Raw genomic sequence first — 25,770 nt, forward strand, 5'->3', positions numbered from 1 at the left:
GGCTTATTTTATCGCTGCGTGAGTGCCGGGGTGCCGGTTTTGTACCGGCCCGAGTGGTAGGCCCGAATTGCGGTTGCGGTAGCCGATAGGGTCGGGACATGAGCCTGTCCCCGCTTGCCCTGCCCGCGACCGACTGGCCGCAGTGGCTGACCGACCATGTGGAGAGCGGATTGCGCAGTGCGCGTGAGACATTGCAGCGGCTGCGGGGCGGCGCGGTGCGTGACGCCCGCGAGGTGCTCGAGGTGTGGAACGACGCCGATATCGCGTTGCGTGGTGCGGAATCCGCGGCCGGACTGTTCGTGCAGGTCCACCCCGACCCGCAGGTGCGCGAGCTGGCCGAGAAACTGTTGCAGGACATCGAACGCGCCACCACCGACCGCACCCTCGACCGTGAACTGTTCGAGGTGCTCAGCGCCACCGACCCGGCGGGGCTGGACACCGACAGCGCACGCATGCGCGCACACGTGCTGCGCGACTTCCGTCGCAGCGGCGTCGACCGCGACGAGGCCACCCGAAACCGGTTGCGCGACATCTCCGAACGGCTCACCGTGCTCGAGCAGGAATTCGGGCGCACCATCCGCGACGACGTGCGCAGCATCCAGCTGGCCCCCGACCGCCTCGACGGGCTGCCGCAGGACTTCCTGGCCGCGCACCCGCCCGCCGCCGACGGACTGGTCACCGTCACCACCGACTACCCCGACTACCTGCCGTTTCGCACCTTCGCCCGCGACGCCGCCGCCCGCCGTGAACTCACCGTCGAATTCGACTCCCGCGGCTGGCCCGCCAATGACGCTGTGCTGCACGAGATCCTCGACCTGCGCGACGAGAAGGCGCGGCTGCTCGGCTACGACAGCTGGCCCGACTACGACGCGGAGGTGAAGATGATCGGCTCGAGCGCGGCCATCGCCGAGTTCATCGACCGCATCGCGACCGCCGCCGCGCCCGCGGGCCGCCGCGACCACGACACCCTGCTGGCGCGGCGCCGCCTCGACGACCCCACCGCCACCGGCCTCGACCGCGCCGACAACGGCTACTACAGCGAACTGATCCGCCGCGAGAACTACGACGTCGACGCGCGCGAGGTACGCCGCTACTTCGACTTCCCGGCCGTGCGCGCCGGACTGCTCGAGGTCACCGGGCGGCTGTTCGGACTGCAATACCGCCTCGTGGACGCACCGACCTGGCACGACGAGGTCACCGTCTACGACGTGTACGCCGACGGGCACCGCCGCGGGCGCATCTACCTCGATCTGCACCCGCGCGACGGAAAATACAAGCACGCAGCACAATTCGACCTCGTCGGCGGCATCACCGACCGGCTGCTGCCCGAAGGCGTACTGGTGTGCAACTTCTCGCGCGGGCTCATGGAACATCAGCACGTGGTCACCCTCTTCCACGAATTCGGGCACCTCATCCATCACGTGCTCGGCGGCGATCAACACTGGGCACGCTTCTCCGGGGTGGCCACCGAATGGGACTTCGTCGAAGCCCCCTCGCAGCTGCTCGAGGAATGGGCGTGGGACCCCGCCATTCTCGGCAGCTTCGCCCTCGACGCGGACGGCAACGCCATCCCCGAGGCCCTGGTGCGGCGCATGCGGGCGGCCAAGGATTTCGGCAAGGGCATCAACGTGCTCACCCAGGTCGTCTACACCGCCATCTCGTTTCTGCTGCACCGTGATCGCCCCGCCGACCACCCCGCCGCCGTCTCCGAGGCGATGGATCGCTACGGCCTCATCGCCGAGGTGCCCGACACCCACTTCCAGGCCTCCTTCGGGCATCTGGCGGGCTACACCTCGGCCTACTACACCTACATGTGGAGTCTGGTCATCGCCAAGGACCTCTTCGCCGCCTTCGACCCCGCCGACCTGTTGAATTCCGCAGTGGCGCACCGCTACCGCGACAGCATCCTCGGCCCCGGCGGCTCCCGCGACGCCGCCGACTCGGTCACCGCATTCCTGGGCCGCCCCTTCACCTTCGACGCCTTCGCGGCCTGGCTCGACCGCTAAGAAAGCGTGAAAGCGGGCCCGGTGGGCTTGTCCCGTCTGCCGGGCGTGGGTTTATATCCTGGTATGGCAGCACCTTTCGACTCCGGCCGCACCCCGTGCGGGTCACTGGAGGCTGCCCGGCACCGCCACGAAGCCATGCCGTCCGCCCTGGAGCTGTTCGGCTTCGGCAGCGAGGACGAGCCGCCCAGTCCGGCCTAGCCCGGGTCGTCGAATCCAGCAGTGCCGCGTGCCACGCGGCGTCACCGCTGAAACATGCGGCCTTCCAATACATTCCGCGACGCCTGCTCGCGTGATTCCTTCCGCGTCACCTGCACCCCGTGCGCCGTCGCGGGGGCGGCGGTGACGCACACCTGATGGGAGAACTATGTCCGCAATCTCGTCCGCCGCCCGCACCGTGCTGGTCACCGGCGCCGATCAGCGCCTCGGTTTCGCGACCGCCCGGCGCCTGATCGCCGACGGCGCCACCGTGATCGCACACGTCGGACAGCAGGACCACGCCGACGAGACGATGCAATTGCTCACCGCCGGTGCGCAACCGGGGCGGGTGCGCATGATCCACGCCGACTTCGCCCACCTGGCCGAGGTCGACGAACTCGGCCGAACCCTCGCCACCGACCTGACCCGCCTCGACGCCCTGATCAACACCGCGTCCATCCCGGCTCCCGAGGGCCGCACCATCACCGGCGACGGGCACGAATTGACCTTCCAAGTCGACTATCTCGCACCCCAGCGCCTCACCGTGGCACTGGTTCCCGCCCTGGCCGCCGCCCGTGGCCGCGTGGTCAACGTGACCTCGAAGCTGCACCGCACCGGCAACATCGACTACACCGACCTCGACCGCAACCGCGGCATCTACACCGCGCATGCCATCTACTCGCAGGCCAAACTCGCGCTCACCATGTTCGGCCGATCGCTGGCCGAGAGCGGCCCCGAGGAGATCACCGCGGTCAGTGTGCACCCCGCCGACTTCGAGATCGATCTGCCGCAGCTGCTCAGCCATCGAGGCGCGCCCCTCGACGCGGCCGCCGCCGTCGTGGCCGACCTCGCCGATCTCGCCGTGCCGGTCGTGAACGGCGGCTACTACGAGGGCACGGAATCGGCGAAAGCGGCTGCGCTGGTGCGTAACTCACGCGCCCGCGCACGGCTTGCCGCCTGGACCATCCAGTTGGCGGCGGCCGCCTAGACCGATCGCCGGATACTAGACCTCGATGCGCGCGCCCATGATCACCGTCCGCTCGCCGGGCAGGCCGAAGTATTCCGCGGCGTCGGCGGTGATGTAGGAGGTCGCGATGAACAGGCTCTTGCGCCACGACGCCATCGTCGGCTCCGGGCCCTTCGCGAGCTCGATCTTCGACAGGAAGTAGGAGGCGTCCTCGATCGAGAGGACGCCCTCCGTCTGCGCCGGGTCCAGCAGGGCCAGCGCGGCCGGGATGTTCGGGGTTTCCATATAGCCGAAATAGGCGTTCACCTGGATGATTCCGTCATCGGTGTACCCGAGCGGATCGATCTGGGTCCGCTGCGCCGCCGGCACCCGGGGCACCGGCAGCGTCACGATCGACATGATCACCACGTGTTCGCGCAGCACCCGATTGTGCTGAACGTTGGCGCGCATGGCCAACGGGGTGGTTTCCTTGCCGCGGTTGAGGAATACCGCGGTGCCGGGTATCCGCAGCAGTGGCGGTCGATGGTCGGGCAACTCGTCGACGAAGGCCCGCAGCGGCCCCTCGACGCGTTCGCGGGCGCGGGTGACCACATCGCGTCCGCGCGCCCAGGTGGTCATCACGGTGAACGCGCTGATCCCGATCAGCAGCGGCAGCCACGCACCGTGCACCAGTTTGGTCATGTTCGCGGCCAGGAACAGCACGTCGACCACCAGCAGCGGGATCGCGCCGATCAGCACCAGCCACAACGGAGTTCGCCATTTGGTGTGGGCGATGTAGAAGAACAGCAGCGTGGTGATGGTGATCGTCGCGGTCACGGCCATCCCGAACGCGAAGGCCAGCGCCGCCGAACTGCGGAACGCGAACACCAGCGTGATCACCGAGACCATCAGCACCCAGTTGATCCAGGGCACATAGATCTGCCCGATCGTCGACTCCGAGGTGTGCGCGACCCGCAACCGGGGCAGGTAGCCCAGCTGTGCGGCCTGCGCCGCCACCGAGAAGGCCCCGGTGATCACCGCCTGCGAGGCGATCACCGTCGCGGCGGTCGCCAACAGCACCAGCGGCAATCGCGCCCAGCCCGGTGCCAGCAGAAAGAACGGGCTGCCCACCGCGCTCCGGTCGCCGAGCAGCAGCGCGCCCTGCCCGAGGTAACTCAGCGTGCACGCCGGCAACACCAGACCCAGCCAACCCCGGGTGATCGCTTTCCGCCCGAAATGGCCCATGTCCGCGTACAGCGCCTCGGCGCCGGTGACCGACAGCACGATCGCCGCGAGCGCGAAGAACGCGATACCGAAGTGCCCGACCATGAACGAGAGCGCATACGTCGGCGAGAGCGCCTTGAGGATCTGCGGATGCCGCGCGATACCGGAGACACCCAGCGCGCCGATCGCCACGAACCAGACGATCATCACCGGCCCGAACATCCGCCCGACCACCGCGGTACCCCGGCGCTGCACCGCGAACAGCCCGATGATGATCACCACCGTGATCGGCACGATCAACTCCTCGAGCCCCGGCTGCACCACCTTGAGACCCTCCACCGCCGACAGCACCGAGATCGCCGGAGTGATCATGCTGTCGCCGAAGAACAGTGCGGCGCCGAAGATTCCGAGCCCGGCGAGCACCGCGGCGGTACGGCCGCCGGCGCCTCCGGTCAGTCGCCGCAGCAAGGTGATCAGGGCCATGATCCCGCCCTCCCCGTCGTTGTCGGCGTGCATCACCAGCGTCACGTAGGTCAGGGTCACGATGATCATCACCGACCAGAAGATCAGCGACACGACGCCGTAGAGATGGTCGGTGCCCAACGGCACCGGGTGCGGGTCATCGGGATTGAACACGGTTTGAATCGTGTAGATCGGGCTGGTCCCGATATCACCGAACACCACACCCAGCGCGCCCACCACCACGGCGGACCGCACGCCTGCGCCACCTCCACCAGCAGGTGCCGGAACCTCTACCTCGGACCCTGTGCTCATCTGCGCGCTCCTCGATTGTCGATCTGCGCCCTATCGTGCCGTGGTGGCGGCCGATCGTGCCGCAGCGACGCGAATCGCGCGGCGGTGCCTGCGGGCATGTCACCGGCGATGAGCGGGCGGGCACCGCTACGCCTCCGATGACGCGACGTCGCGCACCGCGTCGGCGACCGCGCGAAAGTCCTTGCGCAGGATACGGTCATGGTTGCTGGCGACCTTCGCGCTGATGCGGAGATTCGCATTGCGGGCGACCACCGCGTCGACGCCGGCGCGGATGCGCTCCTGCTCGTCGCCATGGCTGCCCAGCGACGACCCCGAGGCGAGCACATACCGGCCCGGCACCGTGATGCTGTCCATCACCGGGCCCAGCTCGGCCTGCCGTGAGATCCGGCCGAGTTCGATGTTGCACTCCGCCTGCTGTTTTGCGGGCATACGCGGAGTCAGGCCGGTCGGTCGCAGCAACGTCGTGATCGGGCTCAAGCGCTTGAAGAGCTTGCGAATGCGCGCCTCCATCGCGTCGTCGAGCCAATCGAAGGGCTGCGCCCCATCGACGAGCACCACTCCCACCGCGCGGCCGGGATTGCGGGCGGCCCAGTGCGCCGCGACGAACGCCCCGTAGGACCAGCCCACCACCAGCGCCCTCGACACACCCCGGGCAGCCAGCACGGCGTCGACATCACGCACGAAGGTCTCGAAGGTGTAATCGGCCGAGGTGCGCGACTTGCCACGGGCACGTTCGTCGAACGTGATGTGGCGCAGGCCGGGACCGAGATCGGCGATGACCTTGCGCCAGTAGCCCTGGGTGGCGAACTGACCGTTGAGATACACCACCGCCATCCCGCTGCCGCCGGTATCGGTGACCGCGAGGGCCGTGTCATCGACGGCCACCAGGCCGGTCCAGGTCGAACTGTTCGGGGAGAGGCTGTTTTTCGTCATGCCCATACCCTCGGCGTCAGGCCTGACAACGCCCTGACATCGACCTGACATCGCCGCTTGGACGATGACTGCCGGGGGCGGGCGAGCTCGGACCGCTCAGTCGGGCAACCGCGCACCGGTGCGCAGCCCGGTGCTCCACTTCTCCTCGATGCGGCCGTAACGCCACGTCAGCACCGCGGCAGCCCAGGTGATCACGAACAGTCCGACGATCAGATAGCCGATCAGGTTGAGGTCGAGATCGCCGATCCGGTCGAAGAACGCACCGCGCCAACCGAACTGGTCGGCCAGTAGACCCAGTAGTTCCACCGTGCCGACGATCAACGCGACCGCCACCGACAGCGCGGTGATGGTGATGTTGTAGTAGACCTTGCGCACCGGTTTCGCGAACGCCCAGCCGTAGGCGAAATTCATGAACGTGCCGTCGATGGTGTCGAGCAGGCTCATGCCCGCCGCGAACAGGATCGGCAGGCACAAGATCGCATACCAGGGCAGGCCCGCCGCGGCACTGGTCCCCGCCAGCACCAGCAACGCCACCTCGGTGGCGGTGTCGAAACCCAGCCCGAACAACAACCCGATCGGATACATCTGCCACGACTCGGTGACCGACTTCATCACCGGCGCCAGCAGTCGATTGACCAGACCACGTTGCGCCAGTTGGTTTTCCAGCTCCGCCTCGTCGAACTCGCCGCCGCGCATGCGCCGAAACACCCGCACAATCCCCACCAGCACAGCGATGTTCAACGCCGCGATCACATACAGGAACGTGCCCGACACGGTGGTGCCGATCAGCCCGGTGTAATGGTGCAGCGCCGAGGAATCGTCCTCGACCGGCCCCACGATCGCCTTGATGCCCAGCGACAGCAGCAACGCCAGCCCGAACACCACCGACGAATGCCCCAGCGAGAAGAAGAAACCCACCGACAGCGGCCGTTTGCCGTCGTGCATGAGCTTGCGGGTGGTGTTGTCGATGGCGGCGATGTGATCGGCGTCGAACGCGTGCCGCATACCCAGGGTGTAGGCGGTCAGCCCGACCCCGATGCCCAGCGTGCGATCACCCAGGCTGAAATGCTGCGGAGCCACCAGCGCCACCAGCGTCACCCAGCCCACCACGTGCAACACGATGATGACAGCCGCCATCACCGCCAGCCGCGACCACTCCTCACGAGTCAGGGCCAGGCCGGCGGCGAGCGCGCGAAACGATCTGCGCTGCGGTGTTTTCGACCCCACGATCTGCCCTCTTCCTCCGTACCGAATTCGTCGAAGGTAAAGCGCGCACGGCGTTGTTGCAACTCATTGGCAAGACGGGCGTTGGTGGGGGAGCACCCGAGACGGCAGACTGGGCGCATGGCGCTCGCTCCACACCACACCCACGCCCCGGCCGGTGAGCAGTACGCGCGCCAGCTGCTGCGCGCGCACGGACTGCGCTGCACCGCACCGCGGCTGGCCGTGCTGTCGGTGCTCGACGATTCCCGTGCACACGGGCATCTCACCGTCGCCCAGATCCAGCAGCGCCTCACCGAGACCGGCCACGACGTGGACCTGACCACCGTCTACCGCACCGTCTCGACCCTGGTCGACGCGAACGTGCTGCACGCCTTGGTGATCGACGAACGCGTCACCAGCTACGGCCCCACCGACATCCCGCACCACCACGCGGTGTGCACCCGCTGCGGCGCGATCGACGAGGTCCCCTCCGAACGGCTCACCACCGCCCTGGCCGAAGCCCGCACCGGCAGCCACTTCGCGCTGCCGGAGAGCGCGGGGCTGACCCTGCACGGATTGTGCCCGGCGTGTCAGCGTTCCGCCGAATAGCGCGACATCCGAACATGCGGGGTCGGTCAGCCCGCCGGGGTGGGTTCGGGGCCGCTCGCGGCATCGCCGTTGGCCTCCCGCGCGGCGTTCGCGGCGGCGGTGAGGCCGGTCGCGGCGCGGTGGGAAGCGGCCGCGACGCTGTGCGCGTCCAGCGCCGTCGCGGTCAGTGACCGTCCCAGCGCGATCATGTAGTCGGCCCGGTGGAAATCCATGGTGCCGCAAGCGTTTTGGGGCACCGAGATGACCAGATCCGACGGATGCGCCGCCAGTTGGTGGCGGGTCAGCGCGGCCAGCATCAGATCGATGGCACGCTGCGCGACATCGGTGGCGCGAATGCTGGTGAGCGGGTGCGGTTCCGCGGGCGCGCGCCGCTGCGCGGGGGTGCGCAGCCATTGGGTGAACCAGTTCGGGCGCGGCTGCACGCGATCGAAGGCCGGATCGACCGGTCCGGACAGATCGACACCGATGGTCAGATCCGCGGGCCCCAACGCCATGGTCGCCACCACCGGCAGCGGATCGAGGACACCGCCGTCGACGAGGACATGCCCGTCGGCCACCACCGGGGTGATGAAACCGGGAATCGCGATCGAGGTGCGGATGGCGCTGTCGAGGGGCCCGTCGCGAAACCAGATCGAGCGGCCCATGGTCAGATCGGTGGCGACCGCGATATAGGGGACCGGCAACTCCTCGATGCGCAGTTCGCCGAGCATCTCGCGGATGCGGTCGAGGATCTTGCCCGCCCGGATCACCCCCGGTTCGGACAGTGAGGGATCCAGCAGCCGCACCACCTCGAACTGGCCCAGAGTCGTTGCCCACGCGGTGAACTCGTCGAGGCGACCGGCCGCGAACAGCCCACCCACCAGCGCACCCATCGACGAACCCGCCACCCCGACGATCTCGTAGCCACGCTCCTGCAATTCCGCGATCACCCCGATATGGGCGTATCCGCGCGCACCCCCGCTGCCGAGTGCGAGCTTGACCTGCTTACCTGTCGTCATCCGCGCTCCCTGTGCTCGCCTGCCGCCGCGCAACCCCTTCGACCGTACGACCCCCGGCGATCTCCCCGCAATTTCCCGGGTCCCGACATCCCCGAACGATCTGAAACAGTGACTCTCACCCCTGGTGAGAGGACCGCGCATGGCCTTGCCAGCTGGCCGGAGCGCGCCGTAGGCGGTCGGGGGTGGTTCCGGTCCAGGCGCGGAAGGCTCGGTAGAAGGAGTTGGGTTCGGTGAAGCCGAGCAGGAAGGAGATTTCGGCGATCGAGAGGGTGGTGTGTTCGAGGTAGTGGGTGGCCAGGTGGTGGCGGGTGGTGTCGAGGATGTGTTGGAAACTGGTGGATTCGGCTTCGATGCGGCGTTGCAGGGTTCGTTTGCTCAGCGCCAGTTTTCGGGCGATGGCGTCGATGGAGGCCGAACCGCTCGGTAGGGCCTCGAGCAGGGCGGCGCGGACTCGTTCGGTGGTGCTGGCGGCCACCTCGAGGTCGGCGAGGCGGCGGCGCAGTTCGGGTTCGAAGACTGTCCAGAGGGGGTCGTTAGAGGTGAGGAACGGCAGGGTGGCGTCGGCGGTGGTGAACACGAGTTGGTGTGCGGGGCCGCGGCGCAGGGGAGCGGCGAGGAAATCCTCGTACTGGCGCAACGACTCCGGCAGGTCTGTCGTGGTGACCTCCACCGGGTGCACCGGCTGGCGGGTGCCCAGGCGGGCCAGCGTGACGAAGAACAGCAGCTCCAGCATCACCAGTGAGGTCGGTGGCTGTGGCGTGATGTCCGGCCACGACAGTTGAATGACCACGCGGAAACCGTTGTCGGACACGGTAAGACGCATCGGGCCGATCAATGCCTTGTACCGGCCGATGCGCTGCACTCCGACCAGGAAATCGGGACTGCACAGGGCCGCGAACAGTGGCGGGGAGAAGGATTCGGCGCGAAAGACCTCGCACAGCCGGATCGGCAGGGCCGCAGCACCGACCTCGGCTTCGATGCTGTTCCAGAGCCGGTAGTAGTCGGCAGGCTCCAGTCGCGCCGACGGTTGCGCGAACAGATCCTCGGGCAGTCCGGCCCGACGCAGCACATCGGCGGGGCGGACACCGAGATCCGGCAGCACGGTGCGCCAGGTGGTGTCGAGCGCGTAGCTGTTGCGCATCAGGAGGGCTCCCGTCTCGCCGGCGAGTTCCCCGGTCATTGCATCACACGCTCAGACCTCGAGGCCGAACTGTGCGCGCATGCCCGCGAAGAACGCGGCGTCGTCGGAGCTCGTGCGGGTCTTCATCAGCTGCTGCGCGTCGTCCCCGGCGACGTAGCGCAGGGTGTCGGTGCCGTCGGTGACGGCCCGGTGCACGATCTCGGCGATGTCCTCGGGTGCCGAACCGTGCTCCATCATCGGACCCACGCTGCCCATCACCGCCGCCACCAGCGGCTGGTATTCCAGCAGTCGTGCATCGTTGGTGAAATCGAAGGAGCGGCCACCGAAATCCGTTCGGATACCGCCGGGTTCGACGATCTTGACGCGCACCCCGATCGCGGCGAGTTCGTAGTGCAGCGATTCCGACAGGCCCTCGACCGCGAATTTGGTGCCGTGATACAGCGTGCCCAGCGGGAAGGTGATGCGCCCGCCCATCGAGGAGATATTGACGATGGTGCCCGACCCGGCGGCACGAAAATGCGGCAGCACGGCCTTCGTGGTCGCCAGCAGTCCGAAGACGTTCACGTCGAACTGCCGGTGGATCTTCTCGAGCGGTGTCGCCTCGAGCGGGCCGTACGCGCCGTACCCGGCATTGTTGACCAGCGCGTCGATGCGACCGAACCGGGTCAGCGCGGCCTCGACGGCCGCGTCGATGGATGCCGTGTCCTGCACGTCGAGTCGGGTGACGAGCACATTGTCGAGGTCGGTGAGCTCGCGTTCGGCGTCGGGATCGCGCATCGTCGCAACCACGTTCCACCCCCGAGCCTGGAAGAGTTGCGCGGTCGCACGCCCGAGTCCGCTCGAAGTGCCGGTGATGAGAATGGTCTGTGTCATGGTGGCTCCTTTCCCCACCAACACTAGGAACGCGCACCGGGCCCGGCAGTGGCCTCCGACGACAACGTTCTATCCGATCGTGCCACCCCTCGCGGGTGCGAGAGGTGGCACGGATACCGATCGGACACCGCTCAATTGGGCGGTGTGGTCATGAAATTCGCGATATAGGTGCTCGCCGACTCCGGCATGCCACTGTTCTGCTTCTCCGCGGCGGTGACGATGTCGTAATGGCGATAGCCGGGGATGAGCTTGGCGTTGTACGGCAGCAGTCCACCCAATCCCGCGTTCTGCAACGGTGAATCACCCGCCAGCAGCGTGAGATTGCGTCGCCCGGCGGGCGTGCTCTGCCAGCGGTCGCCGTGCAGCAGGAAATTCAGGATGCCGCCGGTGCGGTACTGCATGTGCGACAGGTCGCCGTCGCGACCCAGACCCATGGCGAAGACCATGTCGGTGATCAGCCGCAGCGGCGTGTACTCCTCGAAGAAGTCCGTGGGCTGCCCGCCCGGATTCATCGCGTGCGCGAACTGCCGGATATCGCTGACCTCGTGATCACGGTCGGTGGGCGGTCCGCCACCCAGGTTCGGGCCGTCGATGCTCGAGGGCCACACCTGGTCGTAGTTGCGCCAGCCGCAGAGCTGAGTGTGATCGGCGGGCACATAGTTCTGCCCGTAACCGACCCGCTGCGGAATGATGAACAGCGTCGGGCCCAGAATCGGCACCGAGGCAAGACCATTGGGCACCGGATAGGTCTTGCCCGCGACCGGGCAGTCATAGAAACCCAGCCCCGCCTGCAACACGTACTCCGCAGAGTTCTGGTCGAAGAGCATGCCCAGCCCGGCGGTATTGGTCAGATGGAAATCGCGCGGCAGGTTCGCGCCGGTGAACAGATCAAGATAGTCCTTGCCGTAGAACAGTCGCATCCACGGTTCGGTGCGCAGATCGGCGGGAACGATTGCGCCCAGGTCACTTTCGCCGTCCGGATGCTGATCGGCGGCCATGGCGGCGAGCTCGTAGGTGTTCATCACCTCCGAGGCCGACAGCACCGGCCACTGCGCGGTCGAGAGCCCGTTCTGCAGCAGCGCGTTCACGGCGGTCTTGACCACTCCGCCTGCCGCCGAAGCGAACTGGTCGAGCAGCCCGGTGCCCGACAGGCCCGCCGGATCGGTCATGGCGAACCCGTCCTCGGGGATGATGCCGCCACCGCACAGATTGAATCCGGCCGCATCGGTGTTCGCGGGATCACCGGAGAAATTCCACGCCATCATCGGCCCGGTCAGGAACGCACCCAGGGAATGCCCGCCGCAGAACATCTTCGTGCGCTGACCCGGATCCGGCAGCACGTGCTCGATCACCGCACGCCAGTCGTCGAGGGTCAACGCCAGCCCGTACTCGCTGACATAGTTCAGGTCCTGCGGCGTCTGATAGTGGTAGGTGTGCCCGTCGATGGTCGCGCCGTGGAAGTAGTAGTTCGCGGCGAGGTGATAGTCCCCGGCCGCCTGCGCGGCATCCCAGCCGGTGTGGTCCTCCGCGCAGTTGGCGCGACGCTCCAGCGAAATGTACTCGACGTGCTTGCCCTGCGCGGCAGCCTTGCGAACCACCTGCGGCGCTTGAATATTCAGATTCGCGGCACCGGAGAAGGTGCCCGGCTGCACGGTGAGCACCGCGTCGGCGTCGGCGGTCTCGGCCGGACCGCTCGTGGAGCGATAGCGCAGATAGCTGATCCAATCGCACGCCTCCGGATGCGCCATCGTGGACAACGGGCTCGGATAGTGCAGCCGCACCAGGGTTTCCTCGACATCGTCACCCAGCAGCGGATCGCCGGTGACCGGCGTGACGACCTCGCGATCGGGGACCCCCAGCGTCGCCGGTTCGGCCGCGCCCCGCACCGGCGACACCAGTGCGGCCAGACCGCACACCGCGGCGAGCGTCAGCGCCGCGGTGGTCGTCGCCCGCGTCATCGCAGACTCCGGACGAACGCGGCGAGTTCCTCACCGCTGTAATCGGGTCGACCGTCGTTCTGCACCGCGGCCGCGCCGATGGTGTCGACATGGTTGTAACCGGGCAGCGTCACCACCTGCGCGGTGGCCGGGGCGGGGAAGAAGGTGCCGACCCCCGGCTGCACCGGGCTGTCACCGGCGAAGGCCACGAAGTTCGGTTTGGCGCGGCTGGTGGCGTGATACTTCAGCGGCGTCATCTCCCCGTTGCGCGAACCGCCGTAGCCCGCACCGATATCGATGAGGGTGCGCAACGGGAAATAGGTCTCCCAGTAGGCGACCGGTGACCCGGTCGACAGCTGCCGCGCCACATCATGGATATCGGCGACCTCGTGATTGGGTGCGGTGTAAGGGATTCCGCTGACATTGTCGTAGTTGCGCCAGGTGTAGAGGACGCTGCGATCGGTCGGCGCGACCCGGGTCTGGGTGCCCGCGCTCAACCGCAGGAACGAGCCCAGCAGCGGAATCTGCGCCACCGAACCGGGAGTCGGGAAGGTCTTCTCCTGCACCGGGCCCCCGGCGAGCGCGCCCACACCCTGCTGGAACAGCGTGAAGTTGCTGGAGTTGTTGTCGATGAGCTCACCCAGCAGCGCGGTGTTGGTGAACCGGTAGTCGCGGATGGTGCCCGAGCCGTCCGCGCCATTGCTCGCGAACCCGGTCCAGGTGGGCGCGAACAGATAGTTCAGCGTCGAATCGATGACCGGATCGTGCGGCAGATGCGCCAGCAGCGCGCTCTCCCCGTCCGGATCCAGGTGCGCGGCCAGCCCCGCCAGTCGCAGGATCATGAACGATTTCGTGCCCAGCACCGGCAGTTCACCGAAGGTGCGCGGCAGCACCCCGGCCCGAAAACCGCTCTGCAGCATGGAATCCGCGGGCGTGAGTACCGCGTCGGCGATATCGCGCAGGATCGGCAGATTGCGCAACGCCACCGGATCCGAGGAGATCATGGTGTCCTGCGCGGCGAACGCGGCGCACTGATCCGAGCCCGACCCGTCGGCGCCGAAATCCCAGTCGGAGAAGAACCCGGTCACCAGACCACCCAGCGAGATCCCGGTGCACACGTACTTCTGCTGTCGCACACCACGATCGGGGATCTCGTGCCGCATCACCTCGTACTGGTCGGTCACGATGCGTTCCATGCCCATGTCGTCGAGCACGGCGAGCTGATCGTTGGTCTTGAACCCCGGGAACACCTGCCCGTCGAGGGCCTTGCCGTTGAAGTAGTAGTCGACCGCGTCCAGATAGTTGCCGCTGCGCAGCGCGAAATCGAAGCCCGCGGTCTCATCGAGACACGCACTGCGGCGCGCCAGCGCCCAGAACTCGATGTGCTGGCCCATGTTCCGCGCCGAGTGCACGGTATTGAAGGCCACGCTGTCGGAGTTCATCGCGCCGCCGCCGAGACCCTGCTCCTGGATCACCACATGATCGGCGTCCGCGGAGGCGGTGGGCCCGTCGGCGCTGCGGTAGCGCAGGAATCCCACCCGGTCGCACGCCGCCGGATGCGCGGGCGCCGAAGCCGGAAGCGGCAGCAGGAAACTCACGTACGAGACGACGATTCCGTCGCGGGAGTCGATCATCTGTTCCTGCCGGTCGCTCGCGGCGCCCACGTCCGCGGATTCGGCCCCCGCGAGCCCCGGCCCCCACGTCAACGCGGCCCCCATCGCGGCCACGGTCGCCACCGCGAAGCCACGTCTGCGGCGTCCCCGCGTGGAAACGGCGCGTCGTTGCGCTGCCCTGCTTTGCATCATGAACGGATGCTGTCAGCGGCGTGTGCCCGGCGTCACTTCACAAATCGACAGAAACGGCCCGCAGTTTTCGTCAAAGCGTGCACGGCTGTGCAGTGCGATAGCCGCACTGTGCACTCTGATGAAGTGAAACGGGCCGTGCCGGACCTCAGCAGGACTTGAGCAGGTTGGCCATCGCGTCGTGCTCGGCCTGCGTCACCCACAGTCCGTAGATCTGCTTCACATTCACCTGGCGCTCGACATAGGTGCAGCGGTAGGACTGCTGCGGCGGCAGCCAGGCCGCGGCGTCACTGTCACCCTTGGCCTCGTTGGTCGGCCCGTCCACGGCCTCCAGATTGCGCGGATCATTGGCCAGATCCTTGCGCTTGTCCGCCGCGAGTCCCTGCGCGCCGGTGATCCAGGCATTGCCCAGCGGCACCATGTGATCGATCTGCACCACAGAGCTTTTCGGCCCGCGCACGAAATCGATGGACTTGCCGGTGTACACGTCGTGCAGGGTGCCGGACTCGATCTGGCAGCCGGTCGCCGGCTTCACATCGACGAGGTCGCGGCGCAGGATGTCGTCGCGGGTATCGCACTTGTTGTGTCCGCCGGGGGCATTGTTGTCATCGGTCCACGCCGACCCGAACTGATCCCGCGAGTACCCGTTCATCGAGCCCGCCGCCTTGATCGGCAACTGCGACAGCACCTGCAACGCCGCCGACCCCGTCAACGGCGACTGCGGCGTCGCCCCCGAGGCGGCCGAGGTCTGTTGCCCCGCCCCGACATTCGCGGGCGCGTTCGGCGCCGAACTCGTCGACTTACATCCACTCAGCACTGCGGCGGCCAGCACCACAGCCGACACCATCACCACGGCCCTCATCGAACATCCTTCGCCAGACTACAAACTCGGCGTCGGGCCGCAACCACCCAGCACGCTCACGTCCCCAATTGTGCGGTATGGGAACCGATTCGGCGTACCAGTGTCCGAATCCGGTCCGCGCGCAGGCGCGTCGCAGGGCGTGTCCGGCCCGGCCACCGCCCCACGGTCGGGGATGTCAGAGCCTGCGCATCACCGGCCACAGAACCGACCACGACTGCCTCGGCCCATCACAGCGCCAAATGGTGACACCCCGGGTGATGCCCGGGATACCGAGCACGACATCGGATTTCGCGACCGCCTCGACGCCCCCGAACCATCCCCGCAGTTCGGGGTAGACCGAACCTCCTAGGCCACAGCGACTTCCGAAGGAAAGTCACCACCACATCAGTCAGGGGTCGGACCGCTGACCTCAGCTCTTCGGTCGCAGCATGCGATGTTCGCCGGTCTCGTCAGGCGCTGCACAGTCCTGGAATCCGTGGCGCCGATAAAGGCGGATCGCGGCCTGGTTGTCGGCCTTCACCGACAGGCCGACGTCGCGGGCATGGGCCCAGTGCAGGACCGCGCCGACGGCCGCGTCGCCGACTCCCTGGCCTCGTGCCGACGGTGCCACCCACAGGGAAACCAGTTCGGCTCGTTCGTCGTCGGGGAGGAACGCGCCGACCATGCCTGCGGGAGTTCCGTTCCAGTGGACGATCGCGTTGAACGGGACACTGGTCAGTCGGGCCCGCCACCGGGGCTCGGTGTCGCCCGCGCCGCTCCAATCGGCCAGTGTCGCACCGAAGGTGGCGGGCGCTTCGGCCAAGGCTTCCAAGCGAAGTCGACGCCATAGCTGCCAGTCGTCGGGATGGAGGACCTGTACCTCGAGCATGTCGCCTCCTCGAATAGTCATGCCGGCGCGCAGTGTCTCGATCATCGTGCCGACCTGGCGACAATATGTGGCGGAGACGGCGGGACGCGAACGCCGCCCGCCTCGACGACGCCATCACCGAAATCTGGACTGTTCAGGTCCGTCCCAGCGGGGGAGTCGTGGTGCACGGTTCGTGCACGAGCGCCTCGCCTGAAGCGCGGGTCAGCCCAGCAGTTCGTCGATGTAGCACCAGCGCCAGGATTCCCCCGGTTCGACACTGCGCATCACCGGATGGCCGGTGTCGTTGAAATGCTTGGTGGCGTGGTTACCGGGGGAGGAGTCGCAGCAGGCGACATGGCCGCACTCCAGGCACATGCGCAGATGCACCCAGACCAGACCGTCCTCGAGGCATTCGTCGCAGGCGTCCGGATGGTCGGGCTTGCGGACGGTGGGGGCGTCGCGCAGGTGCTCGCAGGCTCCGGCGGTGAGCGGTGCGCTCAGCGGCAGGCCGTCGTCGTCATCGGCTTCGGCGATGCGGTCGATGGTGGATTCCTCGAGGTCGAGGGTCGCCATCACCGCCTGCAGCACTTCCTGATCGATCGCGCCGGAGTCGCGGATGCGCAGCACCACGTCGCGTTCGGCGGCCAGCATGGCCAGGCGCAGTCGCCGGTATTCGCCGCTGGGGGTGACGCGCTGGGATTCGGAGCGGCCCAGCAACTCCCAGGCCGACTGGGCTCGCACCACGACTCGGTTGCGCAGGGCGTCGACCACGTCGGGCGGGGTTTCCGGGACGATGTTCGCTTCGAGGGCCGCCAAGCCCGCCGTCGTGGCCTGCTGCAGCAGGTTGGCTTCCTGCAACAGGTCTTCGGCTTGGCTGGGGCCGCGCAGCCGCAGCAGCCGCACCAGGGTCGGGAGCGAAAGTCCTTGCAGCAGTAGCGTTCCACCCACCACGACCACCGCCAGCAGGCGCAGGGTGGCCAGTTCCGGGGTGTCGCTGGGCAGCAGCAGGGCGGCGGCCAGGGTGACCACGCCGCGCATGCCCGCCCAGCCCACCACGGCCGGACCGGTCCACGGCGGCTTGGGTTTTCCCTGCCGCTTACCTTCGATCGTCCACGCGAAATAGGTGGCCGGGAACACCCAGATCGGACGCACCACGACCACCGTCACCAGCACCACCGCGCAGGTGATCAACAGCGTGGTGTGCGGCAGCCCGCTGTGCCAGGCGGCCTCGACGATATGGCGCACCTGCAAACCGATCAGCAGGAAAACCGCGCTCTCCAACAGGAATTGGATGGTGCGCCAATTGGTGTGCTCGGCGATGCGTGAGGCGGCACTCTGCCACTTGGGCGCACCGTGCCCCAGGATCAGACCGCAGATCACCACCGCGATCACCCCGGACCCGTGAATGGCCTCGGCGGGCAGATACGCGATCCACGGCGCGAGCAGCGACACACTGGTGTCGAGCACCGGATCGTTGATGCGCCGCCGCAGGAACGACAGCACCAGGGCCGCCGCGAATCCGACGAGCGCACCGAAACCGGCCGCCCGCAGGAAGTCCGCACCCGCCTCCCACATGGTGACGCTGCCCGCCATCGCCGCCACCGCGGTCCGCAGGGTCACCAGCGCGGTCGCGTCGTTGAACAGCGACTCACCCTCGAGCAGTGTCACGATCCGCCGCGGCATCCCCACCCGCCGCGCGACCGCGGTCGCCGCCACCGCATCCGGCGGCGCGACGATCGCCCCGATCGCCACCGCCGCCGAGAACGGCACCGGCAGCAGCCAATACACCACCCCGCCCACCGCGAACGCCGTGAACAGCACCAACCCCACCGACAGCAGCGTGATCGACACCTTCTTGGGCCGGAAATCGATCAGCGAGGTCCGAATCGCCGTCGTATACAACAGCGGCGGCAACAACCCGAGCAACACCAGCTCAGGCTCCACATCGAACTCCGGCACCAACGGCAGATACGAGGCGACCACCCCGGCCACCGTCAATACGAACGGCTCCCCGACCCCGAGCCGCCGAGCACCGGCGGCCAACGCCACCGCCACCGACACCAGCACCACGAGCCCGAACGCCAACTCCACCCGCCCATCGTGCCAGCCCCACCCCCCATCCCGCGCACCGGCTCGCACACACAGACACCGCTTCCTTTCACTTCCACCCCCAACCCACCCGCCCCCCAACCCAATCGGGAGAGTCCGGACAACCTCCCCTCAACTCGCACAATCTTTCGAACCTATCTCGATAGCGTGTTCGAATGGTCGGCTCGAAACACGAAGCGATGCGCCGGCTCTTCCAGCACCACCCCGAGGTCTTCGGCCGCGCCTTCGACGCCCTGAACCTCCCCTTCCCCAGACCCACCACGGTCTCCCTGCTACCCAATGACCTCACTGAAATCGAACCCCTCGAACGCCGAGTGGACACCCTGCTCCGCATAGACACCGACGAGGGCCCATTCCTCCTACTCGTCGAAGCCCAAGGCAAAAACGAGAAAGGCAAACCCAGCGCCTGGGCCTACTACCTGGCGCACGTCCATGCGAAATACGACCTGCCACCGGTATTGCTCGTCATCTGCCAAGACAAGGCCACCGCGTCGTGGGCGTCGAAACCATACGACATAGGCCCAGCCCAGTGGGCCAGCCTCATCCTGCGCCCTCTGGCCCTCGGTCCTCACAACGTCCCGATGGTGAACGTCGCGGACGACGCCGCGAACGACATCCCACTGGCGACACTGTCAGCCATCACCCACGCCAAGGATCCAGCGATCGGTGCGATACTGAAATCACTGGCCACCGCACTACAGAGGATCGACGAGGACGACGCTCTCATCTTCGCCGAACTCACCGAACTCGGATTGGGCAAGAGTCCTGCAGGACAACTCTGGAGGCAGTTGATGACCGTGGACCTCTCTTTTTTCCGCTCCGAAACCTCTCAGCGCATGCGAGAACAGGCCCGCAGCGAGGGAATCGAGGAGGGACGCACTGAAGGACACGCCGAAGGGCTTGCCGAAGGGCTTGCTCTTGCGGTGTTGCACATGCTTGACGGAAGGGCTGTAGCCGTTTCCGATCAGGTCCGAGAGCGCGTCATGTCGTGTACCGATTCGGATCGCCTGTTGAAGTGGTTGGACAAAGCAGCAACTGCCGTCAGTGCTGATGTGCTCTTCGGGGATGAGGACTGACCGCTTACCCACTGAAATGCAAGGCCGGTGCCGTGATTGGACCGGCCTTGCATTGATGTCGGTGGTGGCGGCCGTTATTGGGGGCGAGGGGAGGATTCGAGGGGTTTGGTGGCGTCTCGCCAGGCTGTGATGCCGCCGGCGAGGCTCGAGGCGTTGTAGCCGGAGCGGCGGGCGAGGGCGGCGAAGCGGAGGGAGACTTCGCCTATGGGGCAGACGAAGACGAGGGGGCGGGAGCGGGAGAAGGGGATGCCCTGGGTGAGCATGTCGTCGAGGACGTCGTCTCGGATGTTGAGGGCGCCGGGGACGTGGCCTATGCGGTAGGCCATGGCGCCTCGGGTGTCGACGATGGTGGGGTTGGCGGTGGCGTCGAGGTGTTCGAGGTCGTCGGGGGACAGGGTGGGGGTGGCGGCCAGTTCTTCGGCGGTGGGGGGTGGAGTGCGGGAGGGTTTGCCGAAGAGTTCGGGGCGGCGTTTGCGAATGTAGGAGAGGTACGGCTCCAAGCGATCACACACGATGATGACCGCTGTCAAAGGTTGGCCTGCGGCCTCATCCGAGGGGGAGGGAGTCAGGGTGCGGAGGTGGTCGAGGGCGGCGGCGTAGGTGGCTCCGCTGGTGGGGCCAGCGAGAACGCCGTGGGCGGTGGCCAATTCGAGGGTGGCGTCGACGGCGCGGCCGGATTCGATGGGGATGATGCGGTCGTAGAACTCCGGTTGGAACAGGCCGACGTCCCACATCTCGGTTTCCGAGCGGATGCCGGGGATGAAGTCGCCGCGTTCGGAGACCACGGCGATGGTCTTCAGTTCCGGGTTGTGCTTGCGCAGGAATGTGGCTGTGCCGCGGGTCGATCCGGTGGTGCCGAGGCCGCCGATCAGGTAGTCGACGCGGGTGATGCCGTCGCGGGCCAGGTCGTCGTGGATTTCGCGGCCGGTGCCCTCGTGGTGGGCCTCGATGTTCTTCTCACTGGTGTACTGCGAGGGGTGATACCAGGCGCCGGGGTTGCGGGCCATGGTGGATTCGATGACCGTATAGACGTCGTTGGGTGCGGTCGGGTCGGGGCATTCCGACAGGCCGGGCAGTTCCTCGATCTCGGTGCCCAACAGCTGCAGCAACTCTCGCACCTCGGCGACCTTGATGCGGTTGGTGACCGCACGCAATCCGAGGCCGTGCATGGCCGCCAGTATGCGCAGCGCCTTGGCGGTATTGCCGCTGGAGGCTTCGATGAGAGTCTTCTTGCCGCTGACGATCTCGTCGAGGTCGTCGCGGATCATGCCCCACGCCACCCGATCCTTGACCGAGCCGAACGGGTTGTAGAACTCCAGCTTCGCGTACAGCTCGACGTTCTCGAGCCCGTGCACCGCCGGATCCAGCCGCAGTAGTGGCGTATTGCCGATGAGTTCGGTGATGTGGTCGTAGCGCATCAATGCACCTCGTGCCGTCTCGCACCGTCGATCCCCGGCCGGGGCCGCGGGATCGGCCCGGATTCGAATTCAACGTCGCGGCACACCTGAAACGTCCCGTCCCGGTGTGTCACCGCGACTTTCGGTGGCAGCGGATGCATGGACGCACGCGCTGCCGACAAATCCATGTGGTAGGCACCGGTATTGGGGAACGCGATCAGATCCCCGGGCACGGGGCGGCGTGGCAGCCACACCTTGTGATTGGTGATCAGGTCGCGCTCCAGGCACAGCCGCCCGGCCAGGAACACCCCGGCCGCAACGGGATCCGCGCCCTCGGCGGTGACGAGAATCGGATCGACCATCACTTCCTGATCGGCCGGAGTCACGGCGTCCCGGCTCAGATCCAGGTTCACCAGCGTCGACCCGTCGGAGGTCTCCTTCACGAATTCCACCCGCGCCACGGTGATCCCGGCATGATCGACGAGCGCCTTGCCGGGTTCGAGCCACAGCTCCAGCATGTTCTCACCCACCAACTGCGCGATGCCGCGCCCGCCGTGCGCCTCGAGTTCGGTATCGAGCAGATCGGTGAGCATGGTGTCGGCGGCAACCGTGTTCGCGTACTTGTGGAACACCGGCGTCCCGTGCACCGCGCCGTCGTCGAGATGGAACCCGAAAGTGTTGCCGCCCCACGTCATCGGCTCACCGCGCCCGAGCAGCGATTCCCGCAGCGCGTGCACATACGCGTCGAACGCCGCCACATCATCGGTGAACACCTGCCGGAACCCGCCCCCGATATTCAGCACCGACGGTGTCAGCCCGTGATCGTAGGCGCGTTCGGTCAACGCCAGACAGGTGTCGACCGCCCGCACCCGCTCCGCGGGCTCTCCGGAATCGAGATGGAAAGCGAACCCGCGGAACTCGATTCGATCCCGCGAGGCCGCCAACACCTCGAGCGCCGCGTGCACCGTGTGCAACGGCATTCCGAACCGGCTCACCGGTGTCCCGGGAAACCCGCAGACCCGCAGCAACACCGGGACCGGCTCCCGCGCATCGGCCAGCGCCGCAATCCGTTCCAATTCCCAGGCGTTGTCGACGTTGATCGTCACCCTGGTCCCGATCAGCGCCCGCAGGAACTCCTCGCCCTTGGGTCCGGTCACCTCGATCAGAGCGGGATCGAATCCGTCCGACAGCGCACCGTGCAACTCCGCGGCCGATGCCACATCGATGCCGACCCCCGCGGCCGCCGCCGTCCGCACGAACGCCCGCGACTGATTGACCTTGTGCGCGTAGCAGATCCGATACCCGGGCACCCGCGCCGCCAACGGCGCCCGCAACCGCGCCAAATTCTCGGCGAACACCTGCGGAAACACCAGATGCGCAGGCGACCCGAACCCGTCGATCGCGTCCCGAACCACACCGGGCGCAGCCAGGAACGCGCGCACCAGCGGATGCATCTTCGCCGGCAACCCCGGCGGAACGGCAGCGGTCATACCGCGGATTCGGTGGGCGTCGGCTCGCTGGGCGCGGGCAACTCCACGGTCGGGTTGTAACCGCCGTCGCGCAACGCCTCGAACGCGCGCTGCCGGTTGCGCGGACTGCGGAACTCGGCGATCACCCGCTTGCTGACCAGGTCGACCTCCTGCACCCCGATATCCATCGACTCCAGCACCCCGGTAATGGTGCGCACGCAGTGTTTACAGCTCATATCCGGCACATAGAACACCCGATCCTCACCGGACCCGGTCTCGACCTCGTCGGCGATCTCGACGACCGTCAGCCGCGCGACGGTCGCGATGAACACCTCGGTGAACTTGTCGACCACCACCGGCAGCAGGCTGTAGTGCTCGCCGTCGAGCTGATGCGGCATGGCCGCCAGGCAGGCGGGCCGGGTGCCCGGCGGCAGCAGCGCGTACTGCCGCGAGATCAGATCCAGTTCGTCGTGATACTTGGTGATGGCGTCGGCGACGCTCAACCCCTCGGCATGCGTGGCGCGCCGCATGATTCGATGCGCGTCCTCGATGGTGGTGTCCTTCATCGCCCGCAGCGTCGCCACCGTCTCCAGCGAATACCGCACGGTCCCATCGGGTTGGGTGGCCAGCGTGACCGCGATCATGCCGCGCCGGTAGCTCGACGCCTGCAATTCCCAGTACCAGCGGGTCGCGACCGCGGCGTAGATCCCCGAATCCCGCATCCCGGCCGCGAATTCCGTGGGCGTCCGGTACGGCGTCCAGCGCGCCAGCAGCGCGTGCTGGGCCAGCGCCCGCCCCGTCGCCTCGATACCGACCCGGAAGATCTCGATCGGATCGTGGTCGGTGGTGGTGCCCTCCAGCACGGCGGCGTCGCGAGCACTCAGCCCCGAGACCCGCTGCGCCAGCGCGGTATCGGCCCGCAGTGTGTGCCACAGCGTCAGCACCGCCTCGCGCATGGCGATCGGCACGATCGGACCCAGGCCGCCGGAATGGAAGTGCCCGGTATTGGGCACCCCTTCGCTGTCGGTCCAGGCCATCCGATGGGTGGCGCTGGTGACCTGATCGGCCCGGCACGGCCGCATGAACCGTTCCAGATACAGCCGCTGCGACAGCGTCAGATGTGAACCGGTCTCCGGTTGCAGTGCCGCACTCGTGTATTCGATGCGCCGCACCGGCGGCGTGGCAACCGATCCACCGAGTCCGGGCCGGGCCAGCGCGGCCAGCACCCGGGATGCGGCGCGGCGGTCGTAGCGGGGGTCGGAGCCGGTCATGAGACCTCCTCGGCAATCGTGGCGACACACTCGGTGAACCGGTCGATCTCGTCGAAGGAGTTGTAGATGTGGGTGCTCACCCGCACCGAATCCTCGTCACCGGAGCCTTCGCCGGGAACGCAGTGCGCGCCGGTGCGAACCAGGTACCCCAGTTCGCTCAGTACGAAGCCCGCATCGGTGGCACTGATTCCCGCGAGAGTGAAAGACAGTGTGCCATAGCCGGTTTCACACGGGGCGTAACCGGGACCGGGCAGCAGCTCCAACCCCGGAACTTCACGAAGCCCGGTCAGCAGCCGCTGGGTCAACGCCCGATTGTGCTCGGCGATGGTGTCGAGCCCCAGGTCGTCGAGCACCTCGAGCGCCGCGCCCAGCGCGAGAATCCCGGGAATGTTGGGCGTCCCGCCTTCCAGCAGTTGCGGCATCGGCCCGGCGATCAACCCCGATTCCCCCAGTGACACGGCCGAATTGCCGCCCGGCAGGAACGGCACCAGCTCGGCGTGGCGGCGGCGACGGCAGTACAGCACCCCGGTCCCGGGCGCACCGAACATCTTGTGCGCGGAGAACACCGCGAAATCCGCGTCCAGCTCACCCACCCGCACCGGCAGATGCCCGCCGGACTGACTGCAGTCGAAACACAGCGCGATCCCCGGATCCAATTGCCCGCGCAGCTCTTCGAGCGTGGTGAGCGCCCCGAACACGTGATGCAGATGCGAGGCGGCGATCAACCGGGTGCGCGGCCCGACCCGCGCCGCCACATCCTCGAGGTCGGCCTCACCCAGCGCCGTGACCCGGTACGGCACCAACCGGATGGTGCGCCCGAACCCGCGCAGCAGCCCGGCCAGCTGCCGCCACGGATACACGTTGGACGCGTGATCGCGTGGGCTGTACAGGATTTCGTCGCCGTCGCGCAGATTGGTCAGCCCCCACGCGAGCGCCACCGCGTTGAGCGCGGCCGTCGACCCGCCGGTGAACACCACCTCATCGGGTTCGGCCCCGATGAACGCCGCCATCCGCGCCCGCACCTCTTCGATGCGCCGGGTCAGCCCGCTGGCCCACGGGTAGGTGCCGCGTCCGGCGTTGGCGGTGCGCGCGCTGTGATACCCGTTGACGGCGTCGATCACCGCCTGTGGTTTCTGCGTGGTGGACGCCGAATCCAGGTAGACGGGCGCACTCTCGCGCAGCGCCGGGAACAGTGCGCGCGCGGCGTGATGCGCCGGTTCCCGGGTGGCGGCGGGACCGGCCGGGGACACGGGTACGGACGAGCGCACCGCTGCCCTCCCTCCCAGGAGTCGCGCTGGACGCCACCAACGATACGCACATTTACCGGCACGCTCGAAGATTCTCGGCGGCAAGCGCTTTCGCCGGGACGGCTTCGTTACTGCGGCGAAGGAGGGTCAGTGGTCGGGGCTGGGGTCCGGTCCGCCGGGGTTGCACAGCGCCGCCACGGTGGCCTGATAGCCGACGGCGGGACGCCACGGTTCCAGATTCCAGCTGGTCTTGTCGGGGGCGACGACGCGCGCCCACTCCCAGTGGCAGCGGAACTGATCGGCCATGCCGGGGGTGTCGGCGTCGGGTGCGTCGGTGAGCACCTCCTGCCAGGCCCGGTCCTGTGCGGCGGGGAAGGTGTCCTTGCGGCCGGCCGGGGTCGGGTAGACCCGCAGGCGTCGCCCGTCGGTGTCGTCGGTCCACTCGGTGTGGTCGATGAGGGCTTGATCGGCGAACTGGTCGACGGCCGGAACCGCCGACAGCGCGGCGGCGGTGGTCGAGGTGGCGGCGGGCGTGGCCGGCGGTGGCGGTGCGGTGTCCGGCACCGGCGCCAGCGAACCGACGATGACCGGAGCGGATTCCTCGGCAGCGCCGCAACCGGTCAGTACCAGTGCGGATGCGAGCAGCGCTGCGCCACCTGAGAGTTTCCAGTGTCGCCGCTCGGGCATCGCCCCACTCCTTACTTTCCGTACCAGGTGAATTCGACGCTACCAGCGGCTATCACCTTGTTACAGCGCACCCGGCGAGACCGGAAAAACAACGTTCCAGATTTGCCAGCGCTGGTGTATTGGCCCAGACAGACCCTACGATGTCACGCGCGGGGCGGTTCCCG

Annotated in this window: 21 protein-coding genes; 5 read left to right on the forward strand and 16 right to left on the reverse strand. The window is 67.5% G+C overall.

The genetic code is table 11. The features are described 5' to 3' along the window. The first annotated feature begins 98 nt into the window (after positions 1-98). The 3 genes from OG300_RS10935 to OG300_RS10945 all read left to right on the forward strand — a co-directional run bounded on the left by OG300_RS10935 (position 99) and on the right by OG300_RS10945 (position 3,189). On the forward strand, positions 99-2,006 hold the full coding sequence (locus OG300_RS10935) for a M3 family metallopeptidase (protein WP_405494759.1): 1,908 nt from the start codon (positions 99-101) through the stop codon (positions 2,004-2,006). A 63-nt stretch (positions 2,007-2,069) separates the two neighbouring features. Continuing rightward, positions 2,070-2,204, forward strand: coding sequence for a hypothetical protein (locus tag OG300_RS10940; protein WP_405494761.1), 135 nt, complete (start codon positions 2,070-2,072; stop codon positions 2,202-2,204). Positions 2,205-2,370: 166 nt separating this feature from the next. Continuing rightward, on the forward strand, positions 2,371-3,189 hold the full coding sequence (locus OG300_RS10945; protein ID WP_405494763.1) for an SDR family NAD(P)-dependent oxidoreductase: 819 nt from the start codon (positions 2,371-2,373) through the stop codon (positions 3,187-3,189). Between the two features lie 15 nt (positions 3,190-3,204). On the opposite strand, the gene OG300_RS10950 is transcribed toward OG300_RS10945, so the two are convergent. From OG300_RS10950 to OG300_RS10960, 3 genes are all read right to left on the reverse strand, one after another. After that, on the reverse strand, positions 3,205-5,145 hold the full coding sequence (locus tag OG300_RS10950; RefSeq protein WP_405494765.1) for a potassium transporter Kup: 1,941 nt from the start codon (positions 5,143-5,145) through the stop codon (positions 3,205-3,207). A 126-nt stretch (positions 5,146-5,271) separates the two neighbouring features. Further along, entirely contained in the window at positions 5,272-6,078 is an 807-nt protein-coding gene (locus tag OG300_RS10955) for an alpha/beta fold hydrolase (RefSeq protein ID WP_405494767.1), read from the reverse strand. Between the two features lie 96 nt (positions 6,079-6,174). Continuing rightward, positions 6,175-7,305, reverse strand: coding sequence for a HoxN/HupN/NixA family nickel/cobalt transporter (locus tag OG300_RS10960; protein WP_405494769.1), 1,131 nt, complete (start codon positions 7,303-7,305; stop codon positions 6,175-6,177). Between the two features lie 117 nt (positions 7,306-7,422). Here OG300_RS10960 and OG300_RS10965 point away from each other — a divergent pair, with 117 nt between their 5' ends. Beyond that, a complete protein-coding gene (locus OG300_RS10965) occupies positions 7,423-7,890 on the forward strand; it encodes a Fur family transcriptional regulator (protein WP_405494771.1) in 468 nt (155 codons plus the stop codon). Between the two features lie 26 nt (positions 7,891-7,916). Here the strand turns inward: OG300_RS10965 and OG300_RS10970 are convergent, their stop codons facing one another. The 8 genes from OG300_RS10970 to OG300_RS11005 all read right to left on the reverse strand — a co-directional run bounded on the left by OG300_RS10970 (position 7,917) and on the right by OG300_RS11005 (position 18,441). After that, on the reverse strand, positions 7,917-8,888 hold the full coding sequence (locus tag OG300_RS10970; RefSeq protein WP_405494773.1) for a patatin-like phospholipase family protein: 972 nt from the start codon (positions 8,886-8,888) through the stop codon (positions 7,917-7,919). A 115-nt stretch (positions 8,889-9,003) separates the two neighbouring features. Beyond that, positions 9,004-10,068 (reverse strand): AraC family transcriptional regulator ligand-binding domain-containing protein, encoded by a 1,065-nt coding sequence (locus tag OG300_RS10975; RefSeq protein ID WP_405494775.1) that lies wholly within the window; start codon positions 10,066-10,068, stop codon positions 9,004-9,006. Positions 10,069-10,080: 12 nt separating this feature from the next. Beyond that, on the reverse strand, positions 10,081-10,902 hold the full coding sequence (locus OG300_RS10980; RefSeq protein ID WP_405494777.1) for an SDR family oxidoreductase: 822 nt from the start codon (positions 10,900-10,902) through the stop codon (positions 10,081-10,083). Between the two features lie 131 nt (positions 10,903-11,033). Beyond that, on the reverse strand, positions 11,034-12,860 hold the full coding sequence (locus OG300_RS10985) for a hypothetical protein (protein WP_405494779.1): 1,827 nt from the start codon (positions 12,858-12,860) through the stop codon (positions 11,034-11,036). After that, positions 12,857-14,644, reverse strand: coding sequence for a hypothetical protein (locus OG300_RS10990; RefSeq protein ID WP_405494781.1), 1,788 nt, complete (start codon positions 14,642-14,644; stop codon positions 12,857-12,859). Before OG300_RS10990 ends, OG300_RS10985 begins: the two co-directional genes overlap by 4 nt. Positions 14,645-14,789: 145 nt before the next feature. Beyond that, positions 14,790-15,503: an HNH endonuclease family protein gene (locus OG300_RS10995; protein ID WP_405494783.1), complete on the reverse strand. Its 714-nt coding sequence runs from the start codon at positions 15,501-15,503 to the stop codon at positions 14,790-14,792. Between the two features lie 409 nt (positions 15,504-15,912). Beyond that, the gene (locus OG300_RS11000) at positions 15,913-16,371 is read right to left on the reverse strand and encodes a GNAT family N-acetyltransferase (RefSeq protein ID WP_405494785.1); all 459 of its coding nucleotides are present in this window, start codon (positions 16,369-16,371) and stop codon (positions 15,913-15,915) included. A gap of 201 nt (positions 16,372-16,572) precedes the next feature. After that, positions 16,573-18,441, reverse strand: coding sequence for a Na+/H+ antiporter (locus OG300_RS11005; RefSeq protein ID WP_405494787.1), 1,869 nt, complete (start codon positions 18,439-18,441; stop codon positions 16,573-16,575). Between the two features lie 173 nt (positions 18,442-18,614). On the opposite strand from OG300_RS11005, the gene OG300_RS11010 reads away from it, so the two are divergent. Then, positions 18,615-19,535, forward strand: coding sequence for a hypothetical protein (locus OG300_RS11010; protein ID WP_405494789.1), 921 nt, complete (start codon positions 18,615-18,617; stop codon positions 19,533-19,535). Between the two features lie 74 nt (positions 19,536-19,609). Here OG300_RS11010 and OG300_RS11015 read toward each other — a convergent pair whose 3' ends face one another. The 5 genes from OG300_RS11015 to OG300_RS11035 all read right to left on the reverse strand — a co-directional run bounded on the left by OG300_RS11015 (position 19,610) and on the right by OG300_RS11035 (position 25,606). After that, positions 19,610-20,953 carry a pyridoxal-phosphate dependent enzyme gene (locus OG300_RS11015; protein WP_405494791.1) on the reverse strand — a complete coding sequence of 448 codons (1,344 nt, stop codon included), beginning with the start codon at positions 20,951-20,953 and terminating at the stop codon, positions 19,610-19,612. Beyond that, entirely contained in the window at positions 20,953-22,422 is a 1,470-nt protein-coding gene (locus OG300_RS11020) for a decarboxylase (protein WP_405494792.1), read from the reverse strand. Before OG300_RS11020 ends, OG300_RS11015 begins: the two co-directional genes overlap by 1 nt. Continuing rightward, entirely contained in the window at positions 22,419-23,672 is a 1,254-nt protein-coding gene (locus OG300_RS11025; RefSeq protein WP_405494794.1) for a copper chaperone, read from the reverse strand. Before OG300_RS11025 ends, OG300_RS11020 begins: the two co-directional genes overlap by 4 nt. Continuing rightward, positions 23,669-24,940: an aminotransferase class V-fold PLP-dependent enzyme gene (locus OG300_RS11030; RefSeq protein WP_405494796.1), complete on the reverse strand. Its 1,272-nt coding sequence runs from the start codon at positions 24,938-24,940 to the stop codon at positions 23,669-23,671. The genes OG300_RS11025 and OG300_RS11030 overlap by 4 nt, the downstream gene beginning before the upstream one ends. Positions 24,941-25,066: 126 nt before the next feature. After that, positions 25,067-25,606: a DUF2599 domain-containing protein gene (locus OG300_RS11035; protein ID WP_405494798.1), complete on the reverse strand. Its 540-nt coding sequence runs from the start codon at positions 25,604-25,606 to the stop codon at positions 25,067-25,069. Between the last annotated feature and the right edge of the window lie 164 nt (positions 25,607-25,770).

This window comes from Nocardia sp. NBC_00511, assembly GCF_045161165.1.
In the GTDB taxonomy this organism is placed as follows: Bacteria; Actinomycetota; Actinomycetes; order Mycobacteriales; family Mycobacteriaceae; genus Nocardia.

Bases quoted from the DNA above. Each gene is read 5' to 3' on its own strand.
- OG300_RS10935 (WP_405494759.1), top strand. From the start codon at position 99: ATGAGCCTGTCCCCGCTTGCCCTGCCCGCGACCGACTGGCCGCAGTGG.
- OG300_RS10940 (WP_405494761.1), top strand. From the start codon at position 2,070: ATGGCAGCACCTTTCGACTCCGGCCGCACCCCGTGCGGGTCACTGGAG.
- OG300_RS10945 (WP_405494763.1), top strand. From the start codon at position 2,371: ATGTCCGCAATCTCGTCCGCCGCCCGCACCGTGCTGGTCACCGGCGCC.
- OG300_RS10950 (WP_405494765.1), bottom strand. From the start codon at position 5,145: ATGAGCACAGGGTCCGAGGTAGAGGTTCCGGCACCTGCTGGTGGAGGT.
- OG300_RS10955 (WP_405494767.1), bottom strand. From the start codon at position 6,078: ATGACGAAAAACAGCCTCTCCCCGAACAGTTCGACCTGGACCGGCCTG.
- OG300_RS10965 (WP_405494771.1), top strand. From the start codon at position 7,423: ATGGCGCTCGCTCCACACCACACCCACGCCCCGGCCGGTGAGCAGTAC.
- OG300_RS10970 (WP_405494773.1), bottom strand. From the start codon at position 8,888: ATGACGACAGGTAAGCAGGTCAAGCTCGCACTCGGCAGCGGGGGTGCG.
- OG300_RS10975 (WP_405494775.1), bottom strand. From the start codon at position 10,068: ATGACCGGGGAACTCGCCGGCGAGACGGGAGCCCTCCTGATGCGCAAC.
- OG300_RS10980 (WP_405494777.1), bottom strand. From the start codon at position 10,902: ATGACACAGACCATTCTCATCACCGGCACTTCGAGCGGACTCGGGCGT.
- OG300_RS10985 (WP_405494779.1), bottom strand. From the start codon at position 12,860: ATGACGCGGGCGACGACCACCGCGGCGCTGACGCTCGCCGCGGTGTGC.
- OG300_RS10990 (WP_405494781.1), bottom strand. From the start codon at position 14,644: ATGATGCAAAGCAGGGCAGCGCAACGACGCGCCGTTTCCACGCGGGGA.
- OG300_RS10995 (WP_405494783.1), bottom strand. From the start codon at position 15,503: ATGAGGGCCGTGGTGATGGTGTCGGCTGTGGTGCTGGCCGCCGCAGTG.
- OG300_RS11000 (WP_405494785.1), bottom strand. From the start codon at position 16,371: ATGCTCGAGGTACAGGTCCTCCATCCCGACGACTGGCAGCTATGGCGT.
- OG300_RS11010 (WP_405494789.1), top strand. From the start codon at position 18,615: ATGGTCGGCTCGAAACACGAAGCGATGCGCCGGCTCTTCCAGCACCAC.
- OG300_RS11015 (WP_405494791.1), bottom strand. From the start codon at position 20,953: ATGCGCTACGACCACATCACCGAACTCATCGGCAATACGCCACTACTG.
- OG300_RS11020 (WP_405494792.1), bottom strand. From the start codon at position 22,422: ATGACCGCTGCCGTTCCGCCGGGGTTGCCGGCGAAGATGCATCCGCTG.
- OG300_RS11025 (WP_405494794.1), bottom strand. From the start codon at position 23,672: ATGACCGGCTCCGACCCCCGCTACGACCGCCGCGCCGCATCCCGGGTG.
- OG300_RS11035 (WP_405494798.1), bottom strand. From the start codon at position 25,606: ATGCCCGAGCGGCGACACTGGAAACTCTCAGGTGGCGCAGCGCTGCTC.